General features: G+C 63.0%; 18 protein-coding genes. 13 read left to right on the forward strand and 5 right to left on the reverse strand.

Annotation, left to right across the window (positions count from 1 at the left end; translation table 11 throughout):
* Window positions 1–251 precede the first annotated feature (251 nt).
* Both M1D32_RS08900 and metE read left to right on the forward strand, forming a co-directional pair.
* Window positions 252–1217 (forward strand): methylenetetrahydrofolate reductase, encoded by a 966-nt coding sequence (locus M1D32_RS08900; protein WP_458781856.1) that lies wholly within the window; start codon window positions 252–254, stop codon window positions 1215–1217.
* An 83-nt stretch (window positions 1218–1300) separates the two neighbouring features.
* Window positions 1301–3634, forward strand: a complete 2334-nt coding sequence (metE, locus tag M1D32_RS08905) for a 5-methyltetrahydropteroyltriglutamate--homocysteine S-methyltransferase (RefSeq protein ID WP_458781857.1) — start codon at window positions 1301–1303, stop codon at window positions 3632–3634.
* A gap of 72 nt (window positions 3635–3706) precedes the next feature.
* Here the strand turns inward: metE and M1D32_RS08910 are convergent, their stop codons facing one another.
* The gene (locus M1D32_RS08910) at window positions 3707–4210 is read right to left on the reverse strand and encodes a DUF2004 domain-containing protein (protein ID WP_458781858.1); all 504 of its coding nucleotides are present in this window, start codon (window positions 4208–4210) and stop codon (window positions 3707–3709) included.
* A 45-nt stretch (window positions 4211–4255) separates the two neighbouring features.
* Entirely contained in the window at window positions 4256–5173 is a 918-nt protein-coding gene (locus M1D32_RS08915; RefSeq protein ID WP_458781859.1) for a LysR family transcriptional regulator, read from the reverse strand.
* Between the two features lie 128 nt (window positions 5174–5301).
* On the opposite strand from M1D32_RS08915, the gene M1D32_RS08920 reads away from it, so the two are divergent.
* The 7 genes from M1D32_RS08920 to nrdF all read left to right on the forward strand — a co-directional run bounded on the left by M1D32_RS08920 (window position 5302) and on the right by nrdF (window position 13262).
* The gene (locus M1D32_RS08920; protein ID WP_458781860.1) at window positions 5302–6702 is read left to right on the forward strand and encodes an NAD(P)/FAD-dependent oxidoreductase; all 1401 of its coding nucleotides are present in this window, start codon (window positions 5302–5304) and stop codon (window positions 6700–6702) included.
* Entirely contained in the window at window positions 6699–7430 is a 732-nt protein-coding gene (locus M1D32_RS08925) for a DUF1365 domain-containing protein (RefSeq protein WP_458781861.1), read from the forward strand. The genes M1D32_RS08920 and M1D32_RS08925 overlap by 4 nt, the downstream gene beginning before the upstream one ends.
* Window positions 7427–8815 (forward strand): class I SAM-dependent methyltransferase, encoded by a 1389-nt coding sequence (locus tag M1D32_RS08930; protein ID WP_458781862.1) that lies wholly within the window; start codon window positions 7427–7429, stop codon window positions 8813–8815. Before M1D32_RS08925 ends, M1D32_RS08930 begins: the two co-directional genes overlap by 4 nt.
* Window positions 8816–9223: 408 nt before the next feature.
* The gene (gene nrdH / locus M1D32_RS08935) at window positions 9224–9469 is read left to right on the forward strand and encodes a glutaredoxin-like protein NrdH (protein WP_013601222.1); all 246 of its coding nucleotides are present in this window, start codon (window positions 9224–9226) and stop codon (window positions 9467–9469) included.
* Window positions 9470–9596: 127 nt separating this feature from the next.
* The gene (nrdI, locus tag M1D32_RS08940; protein ID WP_163164163.1) at window positions 9597–10049 is read left to right on the forward strand and encodes a class Ib ribonucleoside-diphosphate reductase assembly flavoprotein NrdI; all 453 of its coding nucleotides are present in this window, start codon (window positions 9597–9599) and stop codon (window positions 10047–10049) included.
* A gap of 20 nt (window positions 10050–10069) precedes the next feature.
* The gene (gene nrdE / locus M1D32_RS08945) at window positions 10070–12190 is read left to right on the forward strand and encodes a class 1b ribonucleoside-diphosphate reductase subunit alpha (protein WP_163164162.1); all 2121 of its coding nucleotides are present in this window, start codon (window positions 10070–10072) and stop codon (window positions 12188–12190) included.
* A gap of 97 nt (window positions 12191–12287) precedes the next feature.
* A complete protein-coding gene (nrdF, locus tag M1D32_RS08950) occupies window positions 12288–13262 on the forward strand; it encodes a class 1b ribonucleoside-diphosphate reductase subunit beta (RefSeq protein WP_163164049.1) in 975 nt (324 codons plus the stop codon).
* A 334-nt stretch (window positions 13263–13596) separates the two neighbouring features.
* Here the strand turns inward: nrdF and M1D32_RS08955 are convergent, their stop codons facing one another.
* Both M1D32_RS08955 and M1D32_RS08960 read right to left on the reverse strand, forming a co-directional pair.
* The gene (locus tag M1D32_RS08955) at window positions 13597–14397 is read right to left on the reverse strand and encodes an IS3 family transposase (RefSeq protein ID WP_458780208.1); all 801 of its coding nucleotides are present in this window, start codon (window positions 14395–14397) and stop codon (window positions 13597–13599) included.
* Between the two features lie 50 nt (window positions 14398–14447).
* Window positions 14448–14771: a helix-turn-helix domain-containing protein gene (locus M1D32_RS08960; protein WP_458780209.1), complete on the reverse strand. Its 324-nt coding sequence runs from the start codon at window positions 14769–14771 to the stop codon at window positions 14448–14450.
* 765 nt (window positions 14772–15536) lie between these two features.
* On the opposite strand from M1D32_RS08960, the gene M1D32_RS08965 reads away from it, so the two are divergent.
* From M1D32_RS08965 to M1D32_RS08980, 4 genes are all read left to right on the forward strand, one after another.
* Window positions 15537–16208 (forward strand): SAVED domain-containing protein, encoded by a 672-nt coding sequence (locus M1D32_RS08965; protein WP_458781863.1) that lies wholly within the window; start codon window positions 15537–15539, stop codon window positions 16206–16208.
* Between the two features lie 569 nt (window positions 16209–16777).
* Window positions 16778–17527: a pentapeptide repeat-containing protein gene (locus M1D32_RS08970; protein ID WP_458781864.1), complete on the forward strand. Its 750-nt coding sequence runs from the start codon at window positions 16778–16780 to the stop codon at window positions 17525–17527.
* A 371-nt stretch (window positions 17528–17898) separates the two neighbouring features.
* A complete protein-coding gene (locus M1D32_RS08975; protein WP_458781865.1) occupies window positions 17899–18108 on the forward strand; it encodes a hypothetical protein in 210 nt (69 codons plus the stop codon).
* Window positions 18109–18348: 240 nt separating this feature from the next.
* The gene (locus M1D32_RS08980; RefSeq protein ID WP_458781866.1) at window positions 18349–18567 is read left to right on the forward strand and encodes a helix-turn-helix transcriptional regulator; all 219 of its coding nucleotides are present in this window, start codon (window positions 18349–18351) and stop codon (window positions 18565–18567) included.
* 146 nt (window positions 18568–18713) lie between these two features.
* Here the strand turns inward: M1D32_RS08980 and M1D32_RS08985 are convergent, their stop codons facing one another.
* Complete coding sequence (locus tag M1D32_RS08985; protein WP_458781867.1) at window positions 18714–19325, reverse strand: alpha/beta hydrolase; 612 nt, start codon at window positions 19323–19325, stop codon at window positions 18714–18716.
* Window positions 19326–19576 lie beyond the last annotated feature (251 nt).

Here is a 19576-nt window from a genome sequence, read left to right on the forward strand (position 1 = left end):
AATGCTCTTCCGGCCGCTCCTAGAGTTCTATACAAGTTACCGCGGTAACGTGTCAGCGATCCTCCCTTGCGGAGGGTGTGGGTGCCCCCATGTGGGCCTGACATTTGCTCACGGACAACTTCTTTCCAGGCGTAACAGTCGCGGCTGCGTCCTTGTGGAGTTCTTCCGTGTTCCCCAAACTCAATTCATTGCCGGTATCCCGTCACAACTTCTGGCGGGGAACCCTCAATGGCCCAAAGCCAAGGACGCAAATGTCACCACCAAGCCTTATTGACACACATCCAAATCTCTCCGACGCCGCCCCGGTGGCGCTCTCCTACGAGTTGTTCCCGCCGCGGTCGGCGGCCGCCGCCGAGACGCTGTGGACCACCATCCGCGAACTCGAAACCACAGAACCGGACTACGTCTCTGTCACCTATGGTGCCAGCGGCTCCAACCGGGACACCGCCGTCGAACTCATCAACCGGCTCCTGCTCGAAACCAACCTCCGGCCGCTGGCCCACCTGACCTGCGTGGGTAACACGCCGCAGGAACTTGCAGGGATCATCGGCGAACTGCTGGACACCGGCGTTCGGGGGATCCTTGCGCTGCGCGGTGACCTTCCCAAGGACGGCGCGGAACCCGCTGCGGGCTCCCTGCGCTACGCCCAGGACCTGATCGAACTTATCCGCCGGGTTGAGCAGCGGCGGTCAGCACTGCTGTGCGCCGGAAAGATCGCGGTGGGTGTGGCGGCCTATCCCACCAGGCATCCGGAATCACCCAGTGAGGCCCACGACGTCGAGGTGCTGCTCGCCAAGCAGCGCTCCGGCGCCGACTTCGCCATCACGCAGGTGTTCTTCCATACCGAGCAGTACGCGGACCTCCTCACCAGGGCACGGCGTGCCGGAGTCACCATCCCCATCATCCCGGGTGTTATGCCGCTCACCAGCCTCCGCCGGCTCAAACGGCTGGGGGAGCTGACCGGAGTGGAGCCCGCTCCCGAACTGCTGGCCCGCATGGCCGCAGCGGACAGCGACCTCGAACGGCTCCGGATCGGCGTCAGCGCCACGGTGGACCTGGCCAACGCTGCCCTTGATGCAGGAGCACCGGGCATCCACCTGTACACCTTCAACGAGCACCAAAGCGCCCTGGACGTACTGGACAAGCTGGCTCTTCCGCGGCGCTCCCGTGCCGGCAGCCGGCGCGACGCCATGGCCCGGCCGCAGCTGGCCAGCTGAGCATCCCGCCCCCGGCCGCACGGCGATAGCCCCCGGCCACAAAGCCCAAACTTTCAGACCCCGTCCCTACCTGAGGATTTGCCATGCCTAAAAACAACACCCCTTTCCCGTCCGCCTCACTCCTCGGCTACCCGCGTATCGGCCGCCGCCGTGAGCTGAAGAAGGCCGTGGAGGCCTACTGGGCCGGCAAGATCGACGCCGCCGCCCTGGACGCCGCCGCCAAGGACATCCAGCTGACCGTCGCCACGCGCCTGCAGGAACTCGGCCTGACCGAAGCAGCAGCGGTGCCCGGCACCTTCTCCTATTACGACCAGGTCCTGGACACCACGGCCCACCTGGGTGCGGTCCCGGCCCGCTTCGGCGAGCTCCTCAATGCAGAGGGACAGCTCGACGTCGACGGCTACTTCACGCTGGCCCGCGGCACCAAGGAACAGCAGCCGCTGGAGATGACCAAGTGGTTCGACACCAACTACCACTACCTGGTGCCGGAGATCGGCCCGGAGACGAAGTTCACCCTCGCCTCCACCGCCAAGGTTGACGAGTTCGCCTTCGCCCTGGCCAACGGCATCGAGACGCGGCCCTACATCGTCGGCCCGGTCACCTACCTGCTGCTTTCCAAGGCTTCCGACGACGCCCCGGCCGGCTTCGCGCCGCTGTCCCGCCTTGAGGACATCCTGCCCGTCTACGTGCAGCTGCTTGAGAAGCTCGCAGCCGCCGGCGCCGGCTGGGTCCAGCTCGACGAGCCTGCGCTGGTGGTTGACCAGGACACGCCGGCCACTGACATCGAAGCAGCGGTTGCCCGCGCCTACGAGGTCCTCACCGCTGCTGCCAACCGCCCGCAGATCCTCGTGTCCACCCCGTACGGCTCGCTTGGCAGCCAGCTCGGCACGCTCGCGGCCACCAACATCGAGGCACTGCACATCGACGTCTTCAAGGGCGCCGTTCCCTCTGCTGCCGCCCTGGCGGGCCTGGGCAACAAGACCCTGGTTGCCGGCGTCGTTGACGGGCACAACATCTGGCGCAATGATCTCGCCGCTTCCGCCGCAAAGCTGGAGGAGCTGAAGGCCGCCGCCGGAACGCTCGCCGTCTCCACCTCAACCTCCACGCAGCACGTCCCGCATGATGTGGCCGAGGAAACGCAGCTTTCCGAGCAGCTCCGCAGCTGGCTGGCGTTCTCTGACCAGAAGGCCGTAGAGGTCAAGACCCTGGCGTCCTACCTCGCCGACCCCGCCTCCGCCGAGGCAGCCATTGATGAAGCAACCGCAGTGATCGCTTCCCGTGCCGCCGCCGAAGGGGTCCGCCGTGCTGATGTCCGCGCCCGCACCGAGGCCCTGACTGCCGCTGACTTCACCCGTTCCGATTACTCAGTCCGTGAAGCTGCCCAAAACGAAGCGCTGCAGCTGCCGCCGCTGCCCACCACCACCATCGGTTCATTCCCGCAGACTTCGGAGATCCGTTCGGCCCGCGCCCGCAACAACAAGGGCGACCTCACGGACGAGCAGTACGGGAAGCTCATGAAGGACGAGATCAAGCGCGTCGTGGACCTGCAGGAAGAGCTCGGCTATGACGTGCTGGTGCATGGCGAGCCGGAGCGGAACGACATGGTGCAGTACTTCGCCGAGAACCTCGAAGGCTTCGACGTCACCGTCCACGGCTGGGTCCAGTCCTATGGGTCACGTTGCACGCGTCCGTCCATCCTGTGGGGCGACGTCACGCGCAGCGCCCCCATCACGGTGGAATGGGCCAGTTACGCACAGTCCCTCACCAGCAAACCGATGAAGGGGATGCTCACCGGTCCGGTCACGATCCTGGCGTGGTCCTTCGTCCGCGACGACCAGCCGCTGGGGGAGACGGCCAACCAGGTTGGCCTCGCGCTGCGCGATGAGATCGCGGATCTGGAAGCAGCCGGCATCAAGGTGATCCAGGTGGACGAGCCGGCACTGCGCGAGCTCCTTCCGCTGCGCAAGGCCGACCACGCTGACTACCTGAAGTGGTCCGTGGACTCCTTCCGCCTGGCGACTGCCGGTGCTGCCGACGCCACGCAGATCCACACCCACCTCTGCTACTCCGAGTTCGGCGTGATCATCGACGCCATTGACGGCCTGGACGCGGACGTTACCTCCATCGAGGCCGCCCGGTCCCGCATGGAGGTTGTGCACGACCTTGAGTCCCATGGCTTCGGCCGCGGCGTTGGCCCGGGCGTGTACGACATCCACTCGCCGCGCGTTCCCGGCACCGAGGAAGTCACCGAGCTGCTCAGCACGGCCGTCAAGCACGTGCCGTCCCGCCAGCTCTGGGTCAACCCGGACTGCGGCCTGAAGACCCGCGGCTACACCGAGACCGAAGAATCCCTGCGGAACCTGGTGGAGGCTACCAGGACCGTCCGCGCCGAACTGCTCGAAGCAGCTAAGCAGTAGCGGCCAAGTAAAGCAGGCAAACGAAGCGGCCGGCCACCTCGAAAGGTGGCCGGCCCGCGTCGTTAATCTACGTCAGGACCAGACGATCTCGTCGTCCACCACACCGTCCTCATCGGCCGACGCCACCAGGACCTCATCGGTGAAGTGCTCGCCAAGGGTGAAGTCCAGAACAAAGTAGCGCTCGGGCTGGCCGGGGTAGATCCGGACATGGCCAAGCTTCAGTGCCTTGAGGAACACTTCGTTGGTGAGCTGGCTGCGCTCGCTCACACCGAAAACCTTTTGCAAGTGCTCATCCTTGAGTGCGTTGCAGTGGAAATGGAGGTACTCCTGGGGGCTGGTGCCTTCCTGGTCCAGCTCCTCGGCGATCATGTCCCGCACCTCGTCAACAAGCTCGGGAAGGAAGCGCAAACGGTAATCGACCTTGCGCAGGGCGGCCTCGTCGAAGTGGTCATGGGCGGTCACGTTCAGGTCGATTTCCAGCGGATGGCCGCGCAGTTCATGCTTGGCGGCGATGAAGTGATCCCTGCCGTGGTTGAGCTCGATCTCTCCAAAGTGCTGGCTCGCTACCTTGTTCATAGTTTCAACATAGACCCGAACTGCGGTGCATTCCAGCGTTCAGGCCTAATTCACTGCGGTGCGCATCCCGGCGAGGGTCTCGGCCAGCAGGTCAACAAACAGCTGCACCCGGGCGGTTTTCCTGTCATTGATCAGCAGCGCGAATACGTTGCGCGCCAGCCGGATCTCGGGAACGTCGAGCACCACCACGCCCTCAGGCCGGTGGCGCAGTGCGAGCTCTGGCACCAGCGCCGCCCCCAGCCCTGCAGCAGCCATTTCGAGGCTTGCATGGAAGTCGTCACTGTGGGCCACCACGCGCGGGTGCAGGTTGCAGCCCGCGAAAAGGCGTTCGATGACCATCGCATCGCTGGTGCCCGGGTGGTGCATGATCCACGGCATTTCGGAGAGATGGTCTGCTGCCACCTTCGCGTCAGTCCGGAAACCCCAGCCGGCGGGCAGCACCACACGGAAGTTGTCGTCGCCGATCCACTGCCGGTTAATAGTGTTCGGCCACGCGAACCCGGTCTGGCCCACCTGGAAGACCACGGCCAGGTCCAGGTCACCGCCGGTGCGCAGCCCCTGGATGGTCTGGCCCGGTTCCGCCACGGAGACTTTCAGGTCGATGCCCAGGTTCTTCCATGCGGGGTTCTTCAGGATGCGGGGCAGGACGTAGGTTGCCAGGCTGGGGAAGATGCCGAGCCTTAGTTCCTGGTTGGCTGTGTCCTGCGTCCTGGAGGCTGCAGCCATCAGTGCCTCCATGTCCGTGAGCACCTTGGCGGCGTGGCGGGTTATCACGACGGCGGCTTCCGTGGGTACCACGCTGCGCGCGGAGCGCTGGAAGAGGACGACGCCGGTGTCCCGCTCCAGCGCGGACATCTGTTGGGAGACAGCTGAGGCGGTGTAGCCCAGCGTTGATGCGGCGGCCGCGAACGAGCCGAGCCGCGTGACCTCCAAAAGGGTCTTCAGGTGTACCGGATTTACCACCTGCCCACAATACTCCGCCGCACAACGGTGTTGAAGCTGACAGGTGCGGCACCCATCCGCGGCCGCACCGGCGTCGAATTGCCCTCTGTATACCCACCCTTGGCAAATGTTCAGCAGAGGAGCATAAGTTGTCACCTGACCCAGCAGTACCCGGAGGCGGCAGACGCCGGGTTGCCGTCATCGGCAGCGGCGTGGCCGGTTTGACCGCCGCCTACGTCCTCAACCGGGAGGACGACGTCACCCTTTTTGAGGCGGACCCGCGGCTGGGCGGGCACGCCCACACACATGATCTTCCGCAACCGGACGGGCCTGTTGTCGGCGTCGACACTGGCTTCATCGTCCACAACGAGCGGACGTACCCTACCCTGCTGCGGCTGTTCGCTGAGCTGGGGGTTGAGACGCAGGACTCCGAGATGAGCATGTCCGTCCGCTGTGACGGCTGCGGGCTGGAGTACGCCGGAGCCCGCGACGGCGGCCGGGGAATCATTGCCAGGCCCTCCAGCCTGCTGCGGGGACGGTACCTGCTGATGCTGCTGGAGGTGACGCGCTTTTACCGGAAGGCGCGGGCACTCCTGAAGACAGAGCCCATCCCGGCGGCCAGTCCGCATGCCGCGCATTCGGAGCTGACCCTCGGGGAGTTCCTGGAACGGGAAGACTTCAGTCCGTACTTCATTTCCCACTTCATGACCCCGGTGGTCAGCGCGGTCTGGTCCTGCGACCCCACCACCGCGCTCGCCTACCCGGCCCGCTACCTCTTCACCTTCCTGGACCATCACGGGATGCTGGGCGTGAAGGGTTCGCCGCAGTGGCGGACCGTCACCGGCGGTTCAGCCCGGTACGTGGAGAGGCTCGCAGCCACGCTGACGGATGTCCGGCTCAGCACTCCTGTTACTGCCATCCGGCGCCTGCCGGATGGTGTGGAGCTCGCAACGGAGCACGGGCTGGAAGACTTCGACGCCGTCGTGGTTGCCACGCACCCGGCCCAGGCGCTCGGGTTCCTCGCTGATGCGACCCCGGCGGAGAAGGAAGCGCTGGGCGGGATGCCCTACTCCGTGAACCACACCGTGTTCCACCGGGATCCTGCTGTCCTGCCTGCCGCGGACAATGCGAAGGCGTCCTGGAACTACCGCCTGCCGTCCTGTGATGCCCGGCCGGACAAGGTCCTGGTTACCTACGACCTCACCCGGCTGCAGCGGCTGGACCCGGTTGACGGCAGGCCATACCTGGTGAGCCTGGGGGAATCGGAGCTGATCGCCGGGGACGCGGTGCTCGAGCGCATGGTGTACGAACACCCGCAGTACACCCCGGAATCGCTGCAGGCGCAGCAGGCAATAGCCGCCCTCAGCGACCACCGGATTGCCTACGCCGGCGCGTATTTGGGCTGGGGCTTCCATGAGGACGGTGCAAGTGCCGGCGTCCGGGCGGCGGAATCGCTGGGCCGCTCCTGGGCTCCGGTCCTGCCGGCTGACGAGTCCGGGGCGTCGGATGACGGCGAACGGGAGCTTGCTCCCGTGGCGGAACCCGCATGACTACCGGGGCAGCCATCTACCGCACCTCCATTTCGCACGTGCGGCGCACCCCGTTGAAGAACGCGTTTACGTACCGCAGCTATAGCTGGTTCGTGGATGTTGACAGGCTTCCACGGCTTCCGTTCCTGCTGCGGCCGCTGGCCGTCTTCTCTGCAGGGGACCACCTGGGCGATCCGGACGGCACCATCCGCAGCAACGTGGAACGATACCTGCGCACGCAAGGGATAGAGCCCGACGGCGGCCCCATCCACATGCTGGCCAGCGCCAGGGTTTTTGGTTACGTCTTCAATCCGCTGTCGCTGTTCTGGTGCTACCGGTCCACCGGGGAGCTTGAGTGTGTGGTGGCCGAAGTCCACAACACGTACGGGGAGCGCCACTGCTACCTTCTCCGGACCGATACTGCCGGCCGGGCTGCTGTCCCCAAGGCCTTTTATGTTTCACCCTTCAACAGCCTGGACGGGCAGTACCGCATGAAGCTGCCCGCGCCGGGGGAGCGGCTCGGGGTTTCCATCGTGCTGGACCGTGAAGGCCACAGCCCGTTCGTGGCTGCCATGGACGGCACGCGCCGGCCGGCCACGGTTCCGAACATCCTGGCGGCGGCCCTTGCGGTTCCGGCCGCACCGCTGCTGGTCTCCGCGCTCATCCGGGTACAGGGCATCAAACTCTGGGCCAGGCGCCTGCCTGTCGTTGCCCGGCCACACCATCCCTCACAGGAGGCAGTCCAGTGACACTGATAGACGACAACGAAACAACTGCAGCTCCTGTCCTCGATAAAGCCAGGGACAACGCTGGACTTTCGGACGTGGCCGCCACGCACTATGCCGCGGCCTGGACCGGAGTTCCTGCGTCGCCTGCCATCATCGACGCTGAGGTATGGCCGGAAGTTGCGCAGCCGCCGTCGGGCGCCAAAGCGGCAGTGGCAGGCAAGGCCGCAGGCCTTCTCTTCAAAGGGGCCGTGAAGCGGCTGCCCCTGCGTGTTGAGTACCCGGACGGCACGGTCCTGGGTACCGGCGGCGCCGGCGGCCCGGTGATGGTGATGGTCCGGCCGGAAGCGTTTGAAGCCAGGATCGGCGACAACGGGCTGATCGGGCTGGGCGAGTCGTTTATGGCCGGGGATTGGGAGGCCAGCGACCTGGCGGGCGTCCTGGAAGTCTTTGCCGCCTCGGTGGAGACGCTGATTCCCGCCCCGCTCCAGAAGCTGCGGGCCCTCTACCTGCCGCGCACGCCGCGGCAGGAACGCAACGCCGAGCAGAACACGCGCAGCAACATCTCGCGGCACTACGATCTGTCCAACGAGCTGTTCTCCACCTTCCTCGACTCCACGATGAGCTATTCGTCGGCGCTGTTTCCGCTTGAAACCGGACCGCTTTCTGCTGTTGCCTGGGAGGTTCTGGCGGAAGCGCAGCAGGCGAAGATTGAAAGGCTGCTGGACAAGGCAGGCGTTGGCGCCGGGACCAGGCTCCTGGAAATCGGCACGGGCTGGGGCGAGCTGGCACTCCGGGCTGCGGCCCGCGGCGCCATCGTCTACAGCGTCACCCTCTCCAGCGAGCAGCAGGCACTTGCGCAGGAGCGTATTGCGGCCGCCGGCTATGCAGACCAGGTGACCGTGGCGCTGCAGGATTACCGGGCCGTGGAGGGCGAGTACGACGCCATCGTCTCCGTCGAGATGATCGAAGCCGTGGGCTACGAGTACTGGCCCATCTACTTCCAGACCATCGACCGGGTGCTCGCGCCCGGCGGGAAAGTGGCCATCCAGGCGATCACCATGCCGCACGGGCGCATGCTCGCCACCCGGAACGCCTATACCTGGGTCCACAAGTACATCTTCCCGGGCGGGTTCCTGCCGTCCGTCCGCGCCATCGAAGGCGTGACCCAGCAGCACACCACGTTGCGGGTGCGGGAGCGGATGGGCATGGGCGACCATTACGCGGCCACCCTGCGGCTCTGGGAGGAACGGTTCCTGGAGTGCTCGCGCGAGGTGGGCGAGCAGGGGTTTGATGCGGTGTTCCAGCGGATGTGGCTGTTCTACCTTTGCTACTCCCGGGCGGGGTTCCAGTCCGGCTACCTGGATGTGCAGCAAATTGCGCTGGACCGCCGGGAGGTCCAGCTCTAGCAGCCGCAGCTGCCGGCGCCGTGACGGAGGGGCCGGCAGCCGCCGTCGTGCGGGTCCGTGGGATTGGTCACCACAAGGGGTTTCGAAGGTCACTTCGGGGCCCCTTTTGGCTGTCCCGGGCGGCGCCGAACCTGCGCTTGGACTGCGGGCGACACGCCGTCTTTTCCCCGACACGCTGGGCGTTAAATGTGGCTAAGTAGTCCACAGGATGTGGATTGCGTCCGCGAAAACAGCGGAATCACGGACATTTTGAAGGCCCCTCCCTGTGGATTAAAGGTGCATTAAATGACATACTTGTAATACATCATCTTGGGGTTCCAAAGAGGCGTCTGCACTAGATGTAGTATCTAGGTACAGCTTGGGCGGGAACACCGGACGAGTAAGTTTTCAGTAAAGGGGACAGGAACCATGACCGTAACGGTTTACACAAAGCCTGCTTGTGTTCAGTGCAACGCCACCTACCGGGCGCTCGACAAAAAGGGCATCACCTACCAGAGCGTTGACATCTCCCAAGACGCCGAGGCCCTCGAGCGCCTGAAGGCACTGGGCTACATGCAGGCTCCTGTTGTGGTCACCGACCAGGACCACTGGTCAGGCTTCCGCCCGGACAAGATCGAGGAACTGGCGCTTTCCGCAGTTTCCTCCGTGGCCTAGGGGTCACACTTTTTCTGCCGGCAACCAACAACCAGCTGAGGTGACTCCCACGGCAGCACCAGCAGCCCAGGACTTCGACACAGCACAGGAATCCCGCACTTCCCAGGATGTTCACGCGGCTCAGCGCGTGGGGGATCCCGGTGCCGTTCCGCCGGTTGTTACCAGTAGCCAGCTCATCTTTTTTTCCTCGGCATCCGAGAACACCACCCGCTTTGTCTCGAAGCTCGGCCGCGAGGTGGCCCGGATTCCGTTGTTCGCCAAGGACGCACCCCTCCTCGCCACCCGGCCGTTCGTGCTGGTGGTGCCCACCTACGGCGGCACCGGGGGAGAGGGGTCCGTCCCCAAGCAGGTCATCCGGTTCCTGAACATTCCGCAGAACAGGCAGCTGCTCCGTGGGGTGATCGGCGCCGGCAACACAAACTTCGGGGACAACTACTGCCTGGCGGGGGACATCATCGCCGCCAAGTGCGGAGTACCGCACCTCTACCGCTTCGAATTAATGGGCACGCCAGAAGACGTGGCCCGCGTAAACAATGGATTGGACACGTTTTGGACACGACTGTCGCAGACACAGAAGTAACCAGGGCCCAGAAGCCCGAGATGCCCGCCGCCTATAAGGGCCTGGGTTATCACGAGCTGAACGCGATGCTGAACCTGTACGGCCCCAGCGGCGAGATCCAGTTCGAAGCGGACCGCGAGGCCGCGCACCAGTACTTCCTGCAGCACGTGAACAACAACACCGTGTTCTTCCACGACCTGGAAGAGAAGCTCGAATACCTGGTCAAGAACGACTACTACGAGCGCGAGACGCTTGACCAGTACACGATGAACTTTATCCGTGACCTGTTCAACCGCGCCTACAAAAAGAAGTTCCGCTTCGAGACCTTCCTGGGCGCGTTCAAGTTCTACACGTCCTACACACTGAAGACGTTCGACGGCAAGCGCTTTCTGGAGCGCTACGAGGACCGCGTGTGCATGGTTGCGCTGCACCTGGCCCGCGGCAACGAGCAGCTTGCCCTGCAGATGGTGGACGAAATCATCGAGGGCCGCTTCCAGCCGGCCACGCCCACCTTCCTGAACGCCGGCAAAAAGCAGCGCGGCGAGCTGGTTTCCTGCTTCCTGCTCCGCATCGAAGACAACATGGAATCGATCGGCCGGTCCATCAACTCCGCGCTGCAGCTGTCCAAGCGCGGCGGCGGCGTGGCCTTCGCACTGACCAACATCCGCGAAGTGGGCGCGCCCATCAAGCAGATCGAGAACCAGTCCTCCGGCGTCATCCCCGTGATGAAGCTCCTCGAAGACAGCTTCTCCTACGCCAACCAGCTCGGTGCCCGCCAGGGCGCCGGTGCGGTGTACCTGCATGCGCACCACCCGGACATCTACCGGTTCCTGGACACCAAGCGCGAGAATGCGGACGAAAAGATCCGCATCAAGACCCTCTCGCTGGGCGTTGTCATCCCGGACATCACCTTTGAGCTGGCCAAGCGCGACGAGGACATGTACCTGTTCTCCCCGTACGACGTGGAACGCGTCTACGGCATGCCGTTCTCCGACGTCTCGGTCACCGAGAAGTACTACGAAATGGTGGACGATTCCCGGATCAAGAAGACCAAGATCAAGGCCCGCGAGTTCTTCCAGACCCTCGCCGAGATCCAGTTCGAATCCGGCTACCCGTACATCATGTTCGAGGACACTGTGAACCGGGCCAATCCGATTGACGGCAAGATCATCATGTCCAACCTGTGCTCGGAGATCCTCCAGGTTTCCCAGCCCACCACGTACAACGATGACCTGTCCTACGCGGATACCGGCAAGGACATTTCCTGCAACCTGGGCTCGCTGAACATCGCCAAGACCATGGACTCGCCGGACTTCGGCCTGACCATCGAGACGGCCATCCGGTCACTCTCGGCCGTGTCTGACATGTCCAACATCACCTCGGTGCCGTCCATCGCCAAGGGCAACGACCAGAGCCACGCCATCGGCCTGGGCCAGATGAACCTGCACGGCTACCTTGCCCGCGAGCGGGTCCACTACGGGTCCGAAGAGGGCTTGGACTTCACCAACATCTACTTCTACTCGGTGGTGTACCACGCGGTCCGCGCCTCCAACCTGCTGGCCATCGAAACCGGCCAGACCTTCGGCGGCTTCGAGAAGTCCAAGTACGCGTCCGGTGAGTTCTTCGACAAGTACACGGAGCAGGAATGGCTGCCGCAGACCGAGAAGGTCCGCGAGCTGTTCAAGAACGTGCACATCCCCACGCAGGCGGACTGGCTGGCGCTGAAGGCTTCGGTCATGGAGCACGGCATCTACAACCAGAACCTGCAGGCTGTTCCGCCCACGGGCTCGATCTCCTACATCAACAACTCCACCTCCTCGATCCACCCGGTGGCGTCCAAGATCGAGATCCGCAAGGAAGGCAAGCTGGGCCGCGTGTACTACCCGGCGCCGTACCTGACGAACGACAACCTGGAGTACTACCAGGATGCGTACGAGATCGGCTACGAGAAGGTCATCGACACCTACGCCGCTGCCACCCAGCACGTGGACCAGGGCCTGTCCCTGACGCTGTTCTTCAAGGACACCGCCACCACGCGCGACATCAACAAGGCCCAGATCTACGCCTGGAAGAAGGGCATCAAGACCATCTACTACATCCGTCTCCGCCAGCTCGCGCTGGAAGGGACTGAGGTTGAGGGCTGCGTTTCCTGCATGCTGTAGTTGTAGCTTCAACTCAATCCTGACAGTACGACGGCGGGTGCCCGCCCGCCGTCGTACGCTTTTACTTAGAGAAACCACCCAACGCATAGGGGATGACATGACCGAGAAGGTCAAGCTGCTTAGCCACGTCGAGGCCATCAACTGGAACCGCATCCAGGACGATAAGGACGTGGACGTCTGGAACCGTCTGGTCAACAACTTCTGGTTGCCGGAGAAGGTGCCGCTGTCCAACGACGTCCAGTCGTGGAACACGTTGACGCCGGCCGAACAGCAGCTCACCATGCGTGTATTCACCGGTCTGACTCTGCTGGACACCATCCAGGGCACCGTCGGCGCAGTCTCCCTGATTCCGGATGCCCTGACTCCGCATGAAGAAGCCGTGTACACCAACATCGCCTTCATGGAGTCCGTGCACGCCAAGAGCTACTCCTCCATCTTCTCCACCCTGGCCTCCACCAAGGAGATCGACGAGGCGTTCCGCTGGTCCACCGAGAACGCGAACCTTCAGAAGAAGGCGCAGATCGTTATGGACTACTACCAGGGCGATGATCCCCTGAAGCGCAAAGTTGCCTCCACCCTGCTGGAGAGCTTCCTGTTCTACTCGGGCTTCTACCTGCCCATGTACTGGTCCTCACGCGCCAAGCTGACGAACACGGCTGACCTGATCCGCCTGATCATCCGCGATGAGGCAGTGCACGGCTACTACATCGGCTACAAGTTCCAGAAGGGCCTGGAAGGCCTGTCCGAGGAACGCAAGCAGGAGATCAAGGACTACACGTTCGAGCTGCTGTTCGAGCTGTACGAAAACGAAGTTCAGTACACGCATGACCTCTACGACGGCGTTGGCTTGGCCGAGGACGTCAAGAAGTTCCTGCACTATAACGCCAACAAGGCGCTGATGAACCTGGGCTATGAGGCCATGTTCCCGTCTTCCGTCACCGACGTGAACCCGGCTATCCTCTCGGCACTGTCCCCGAACGCTGACGAGAACCACGACTTCTTCTCCGGCTCGGGCTCTTCCTATGTGATCGGCAAGGCAGTCAACACCGAAGACGAGGACTGGGACTTCTAGGCTCGGCGGCGGGCTAAGAAGTGTGAGGTTTCAGAGAACTTGGTCATTTTCCAAGTTAGATGACCACGTTTCACAGTAGCTGGCAAGCTGTTCATACAGTTGGCCAAATGGGTGAGACGCCCTACCTGTTGGAAGTGATAGGCCACCTCATTGGAAGACTTCCAAGGAGGTGGCCGGGGATGTCCTCGTCAACCAAAGTGGCAGGGGTACGGCTGGGGGCTACTTCTCCTGACCTAGCCGAACCTATGTTCGCCCATTGCTCTGCTCTCCCACGAATCGCAGCGCTCTCACGAACTGAACTGGTCCCCGTTAGTTGGACTGGCTAAATGGGATTCTAGGCTGCAAGGGTCTGGGCCCGGTATTGCGCCGGGCTCAGGCCCTTGAGCTTTGTGGAGATTCTTTTGTTGTTGTACCAGTGGATGTATTCCTCTATTGCAGCTGCCAGTGCATCGGTGTTGAGGAATCGGACGCGGTGGAAGAGTTCTTCCTTCAGGTGGCCGAAGAAGTTCTCCATGACGGCGTTGTCGTAGCAATTGCCCTTGCGGGACATGGATTGGACCCCGCCGGCGTTCTCGATGAGGGTGCGCCAGGAGGCATGGCGGTATTGGAAACCTTGGTCCGAGTGCACCAGCGGCTGCTGACCCGGCTGCAGGCAGGTCAGGGCCTCACGCAGTGAATCGTTGGTGAGCGCCAGGTTCGGGGACAAGCCCAGCGAGTAAGAAATGATCTGCCGGTCGAAGAGGTCCATGACCGGTGAGAGGTAAAGCTTCCGGTCACCGACGCGAAACTCCGTCACGTCGGTTACCCACTTCTGGTTCGGTGCATCAGCCTCGAATTCCCGCTTCAGCACGTTGGGCGCTACCGCGCCCTGGTCGCCCTGGTAGGAGTTGTAGCGCTTCCTGCGCCGGACCTTGCAGGCCAACCCGAGTGCCTGCATCAGCTTCAGCACGGTCTTCTTCGCGACCGTCCACCCTTGCTTGAGTAGCTCCGTATGGACCCGCCGATGCCCGTACCGGCCATGGTTCATTTCGAAGATCTCCGTGACCGCCGCTTTGAGCTTCTCTTTCGGATCGGGCCCATGGAGCCGGAGCTGGTGATAGAAGAACGTGGATCGGGCCAGCCCGGCGACGTCCAACAGGACACCAAGCGGATAGTCAGCCTTGAGGGCAACGACGGCCTGAACCTTTACCGTCGTCCCTGTTCCCTCAAGGCCCGCAGTTTTCCCAGGTACGCCACCTGGGCGCGCAGCCGCTCGTTCTCCCGCCGCAACCGCTCAAGCTCGGGCAGTTCCGCTGGCGGCAGGGCATCAGGTTTCCGCGGTCTGCCTTTGGGCTTTGGCCGCAACCCGTCCTCACCCTCCAGACGATACGCCCGGACCCACTTTTGCAGCAGCTCACGGGAGGCCAAACCAGCCTCCACTGCCAGATCCGGACCGGGCTCGCCCGCGAGGAACCGCTGCACCAAGGCCAGCTTGAACTCGAAAGAGTATGACTTCACCGGCCTGCTCACCAGCACTCCTTGCCCATGAATCCTCCACCGCCCATACAGTGCCCTGACCGGCACCCAAGGCGCATCCAGCAACCGAGCCACCGCCCGATACCCGATACCCCTCTCAAACAACGCTACAGCCGCCTCACGCTGCGCCTCAGATAATGAACTACTTGCACGCATAAAACTGCTCCCCGGAAGTCGGAACTGAATTTCTCAGTCCAACTTCCGGGGAGCAGTTCAAACCGAGGAACCCAAGCCATGTCCAAAGCATCCAGGGGCGGCTCGGCGGCCTCCGCCTCCGGCGGCCAGCCAAAGTTGATTCCCGCCGTCGACCGTGGGGGAGGGCGCGTTGCCGTAAGCGATCTCGCCGCCAGACGGGTATGGGTTGCCGCAGGTGGACGCTGCACCTTCTGCAAGGAGTTCCTCGCGGAGGACGAGACCACGGGTCAGGCTGTGTATACAGGACAACTGGCTCACATCGTGGGTGCTACCCCCGAAAAGGGGTCGCCACGTGGGCAGAGTTCCAAGACGCTCAGGGAACGGGCGCAGCCAGAGAATCTGATGCTGTTATGTGCTGGCGAGCATAAGGTCATTGACACCTTCCAACACTGGACGTTATGCAGCACGAGCGGGATGTCCGCGAGCTGACAGGCCTGATGCGAAAGCCCAAGATCACCGTCGTCCGCGTGTCTGTGAGATCCGCGGCCAGGCAGTGGACTTCAGCAAGCGGGCAGTGATCCGTGCTCTGTTGGAGGATCAGCGGTTTCCCCGATTTCAGCCTTCATGACGAAAGCCAGAACTGCTGGATCGACCTCCGTGCCCATGACGGCGAGGACGACAGCCACCCCCATCTACTGGCAGGCGACCGCGCTTACCCTCAAACGGCGGCTGAGCCCACTAAAAAACCACCTGAAGACTAAGGAGATCGACCACATCTCGGTCTTCGCGCTGGCGCGCATCCCGATCCTCGTCCAGCTGGGCGCCTTGCTCGACGACGTCACCAACGTGACCGTTCACAACCGCCGCCGTGGAAGCGGCCGAGGATGGGGATGGTATGCCAAGGGCCGAACTGAGGACTTCCGTTTCGTCGTCACCGAGTTGCCGGGTGAGGGCGACCCGGTGGTCACATTCAGCGTCAGCGGGCCGGTTGACTTCGCAGCACTCCCGGAAGAGCTGCAGGACAAGCCTCGTTACGACATCCGCGTTGAAGGCGTGAAACTCAGCCCCCCGGTCCTTCGCAGTCCCGAGGACCTCGCTAGCTTGATCGAAACTTGGCGCGAGGTCCTGGCGACCCTCGAGACGAAGCACCGAAACCAGCCGATCAGTTTGGTTCTCGCGGTCTGTGCCGCTGCCGCTGTCGAGATCGGCCGTGCCCATATGAGAGGAGCGCACGCTCCGCTCCGGGTCTTCGATTGCATCGACAACACTTACGCCCTGACCCTCGAGACGGACTGACCGATCTCCCGCCCTCTTCCCACAGAATCGAAGAAAGCAGCCCCAGATGACCATTCCCTTACGGGCACCGAAGCTGCGCGTAACCCGACTCAACGTCTCTCGAAACCTCCGCGCCTCGAAACCCTAGAGATTCAAGACAGCCTGCCCGCAGTGGTGCGACAAAGAGCGATCACAAAACGCCGCCATTTATCGGCAAACTCTACAAACTGCACGGGACGGGGTGGCGTGTTTCCTGGGCACGTTGAGAGCGACCGGCTAACGGGCGGGTAGGAGGTGATGCTACGTTTGACCGCAGTGACATTCTTATTTTTTCTGTGACCCAGAGTCGATGCAGCGGTTCCCGTTCGCTTCCCTCGGAAGCGGTGATTTCGCGTGCCCTCGATGGGGACTCCCTCGCGAGTCCCCATGGCCACGGTCCTTAACAGAACTCATCCAGAGAAGATCACATGCCCTTCACATCGAGCGACTCCACTGCGCCCTCCTCACCTGCTCTTAACCGGGAATCATTGCGCCCTGATTGCGGCAACTGCTTCGCGCTCTGCTGCACAGCCCTAGGCTTTTCCCGCACCATGGACTTCGCCATCGACAAACCAGCAGAAACTGCCTGCCAGAACCTCGACTCCGAATTCTCCTGCACCATCCACGACAGCCTCCGACCACGAGGCTTCCGAGGATGCACCGTCTTCGACTGCTTCGGGGCCGGCCAAAACGTCTCCCAAAACCTCTTCCAAGGCATCAGCTGGAAAGCGGACCCAGGAACAGCGAAAGACATGTTCCCGGCGTTCAAGGTCGTTCGGCAACTCCACGAAATGCTCTGGTACCTGACAGAAGCCACGAACCGGACCTTCGACCCGGACACTTCGCACCACGTTAACGAGCTCAGAATGAGCATCGAAGATGTAATGGGCGATACTCAGCAGGTCCTCTCCCTGAACCTTGGCGACATGCACGCCCGGGTTCGCTCCGTACTGATGGACGTCAGCGAAGAAGTGCGATCCTCATTTCTCGCCACTGGTGACGATCATCTAGATGTGGCGTTTGTCCCGGGAGCGGACCTCATGGGTAAGAAAATGAAGTCCAGGTCATTGCGTGGGGCGGACCTTCGAGGCGCCTATCTCATTGCTACGGACCTGCGGGGCTGCGACCTTTCAGGCGCTGACCTCCTCGGCTCTGACCTCAGAGACGCCCGTCTCGAAGGAGCCGATCTTTCCAAAACCCTCTATCTGACACAGGCCCAACTCAACGCCGCTCAAGGCGATGCACACACACTCCTGCCCTCCGAGCTCGACAGTCCTACTCATTGGCGCATCAACAGTTAAGGACAACGCACCGGTGGCCACCGGCAGGCAACCACATTCGGCAGTTGCCTGCCGGTCAGTACTAACCATCGACGAGTAAGTATTCGCTAGCCCATCCTTTGTTGGGACCGGGACAGCATGGGCCCGGGGAAGCATACTTGTTCTCTTTGGCCACCGCGGCGGTAGCCAGAACTAGGGCCAGCAACGGGTCTGTTAACTGGAAGCCGGGGCAGAATGAGAGTGTGCGTGCCGGGTCGCAGAATGACGTCTCCTCCCGGCACGCATGCCGGGGGTAATTCTTGTGGATTGTGTGCTGTGCCCCTGCCTTGAAAGCCTCGAGCTCCGGTTCCCTTGGTCTTGCCGGGTGCGGGGAGCAGAAGCAAGGATTGTTCATGAGGGACTTGCAAAGTGCAGCGAGGATTCTTCTGCAACGGAAAACTGTGGCTTTGATCGACATTTGGATCCTGTACTGGAACAATGGCGGCCGCTATCATCCTTTTGAGTTCGACGCCATCATTCATGGGCTGTTGCCCGCTACGTGGTTCGATATGGAAGCTCTCGGCTACGCGCTTGATGAGCTGATGCTCGAACCCACCGGCTGATCGTACTTGCGGCAGGGCAGTGCTTGGCTTAGGGGAAGGGTTCCGCTGGCGCCCGTGATCCGTCGATCAACGGCAGCTTTTGGGCGCACGCATGGATCCTGATGATTGGCGGACGCGATGAGACGCTGCAGGAGGGGTGGACGGGGCCTTTGGTGTCGATGAGCGTACTGTGGGGCGCCGGACTCCTGGTCCGGACAAATCCGTGACTTCATCACCGCGCTAGGCGGCGCCTCTCTGGCAGTGGACGAGCAGAGCCTGCACCGGGCCCTACGGCGGGTGGAAGGCTTGAACCTCATAACTCATAGCCAGGAATCTGTGGCGGGCACCGGCGCCAAGCGCAAGATATACGAGCTAACCGCCTCCGGTGAGCGGGTCCTGGCGAGCTACCTCCAAGGGCCCATGGCGTACGTGACGAACAATCTCTTCCAAGACGTAACCACTGCCGCCCGCCGCCGCTGACCGTGAGCGAACCGCTAATATTTTGCTCACGACAACTGCCCGGTCAGCCATCGTTCCTGAGGCCGGCGACTGCGGTTTGAATGCTGCCCTGGGGTGCGATCAGGACAGCACCGGTGAAACTCGCGTGTACTCGGCGTCCTGAGCAGTCACGGGCACCCCGCCCCGCCGCGGCCAGCCACGTCGACGAGGGCCCCGACGAGTTCGGGACCCAGGATCAGTGCTGCATCGTTGTGGTTCGCCGCCGCTACCTCCACCTCGATGACATAGTTTCCGGCGTTCCGGGCCGCCTGGGCCACGTCCCGGCTTTGCTGTGCGGGCACGATGGTGTCCGCGCTCCCGTAGACCACGGCGATCGGGATGTCCGCTCGCACCACGTTCTCGCGTACCGGGTAGTGATCGCGAAGCATCCAGCCCACCGGCACGCCGTACGCTGCCCGGCCGACGTCGGCGAGCGAGGTAAAAGGTGAGCGCAGCAGCATCGCGGCTGGAGGGTGCTCGGTGGTGAGCTCAGTAACCACCCCGGCGCCGATGCTCTCCCCGAAATAGACGAGCGAGCCCGCCGGTACTCCTGCCGCATCGGTCAGGAACTCGCGAGCGGCGCGGACATCGCGCGCGAGACCGTTCTCGGACGGGTACCCGGGATTCGCCGCGTAACCGCGATAGTCGAAGAGCAGCACGCCGAACCCGAGCTCGCTGATCGCTCGTCCCAGCCCTGCCCGATAAGCCCTGTTGCCGCCGTTGCCCGGTGCGACGAGCACGGTCGCACGGCAGCCGGCGGCTGGCACGTACCAGGCACCGAGCTCGAGGCCGTCACTCGTCGTGAGCGTGACGTCCTGGGCTCCGGGCAACAGCTCGGCGGCCGGGCGTGGCTGACCGCGGTCGGGAAAATAAATGAGCGAGCGTTGGAAGATCCACGCCATGCCAATCAGGAGCCCGACGACGACAAACACGGTCGCGAGCGGCATGATCCATCGCACCGTCAACTTTCTCACCCCTTCTTATGATCCCA

The organism is Arthrobacter sp. D3-16 (genome assembly GCF_054408515.1).

What these genes read in the sequence shown, in the direction of transcription:
- M1D32_RS08975 (WP_458781865.1), top strand. Translation starts at nt 17,899, where the DNA reads ATGAGGGACTTGCAAAGTGCAGCGAGGATTCTTCTGCAACGGAAAACT.
- metE (WP_458781857.1), top strand. Translation starts at nt 1,301, where the DNA reads ATGCCTAAAAACAACACCCCTTTCCCGTCCGCCTCACTCCTCGGCTAC.
- M1D32_RS08965 (WP_458781863.1), top strand. Translation starts at nt 15,537, where the DNA reads ATGACGAAAGCCAGAACTGCTGGATCGACCTCCGTGCCCATGACGGCG.
- M1D32_RS08970 (WP_458781864.1), top strand. Translation starts at nt 16,778, where the DNA reads ATGGACTTCGCCATCGACAAACCAGCAGAAACTGCCTGCCAGAACCTC.
- nrdF (WP_163164049.1), top strand. Translation starts at nt 12,288, where the DNA reads ATGACCGAGAAGGTCAAGCTGCTTAGCCACGTCGAGGCCATCAACTGG.
- M1D32_RS08910 (WP_458781858.1), bottom strand. Translation starts at nt 4,210, where the DNA reads ATGAACAAGGTAGCGAGCCAGCACTTTGGAGAGATCGAGCTCAACCAC.
- nrdE (WP_163164162.1), top strand. Translation starts at nt 10,070, where the DNA reads ATGCCCGCCGCCTATAAGGGCCTGGGTTATCACGAGCTGAACGCGATG.
- M1D32_RS08900 (WP_458781856.1), top strand. Translation starts at nt 252, where the DNA reads ATGTCACCACCAAGCCTTATTGACACACATCCAAATCTCTCCGACGCC.
- nrdH (WP_013601222.1), top strand. Translation starts at nt 9,224, where the DNA reads ATGACCGTAACGGTTTACACAAAGCCTGCTTGTGTTCAGTGCAACGCC.
- M1D32_RS08925 (WP_458781861.1), top strand. Translation starts at nt 6,699, where the DNA reads ATGACTACCGGGGCAGCCATCTACCGCACCTCCATTTCGCACGTGCGG.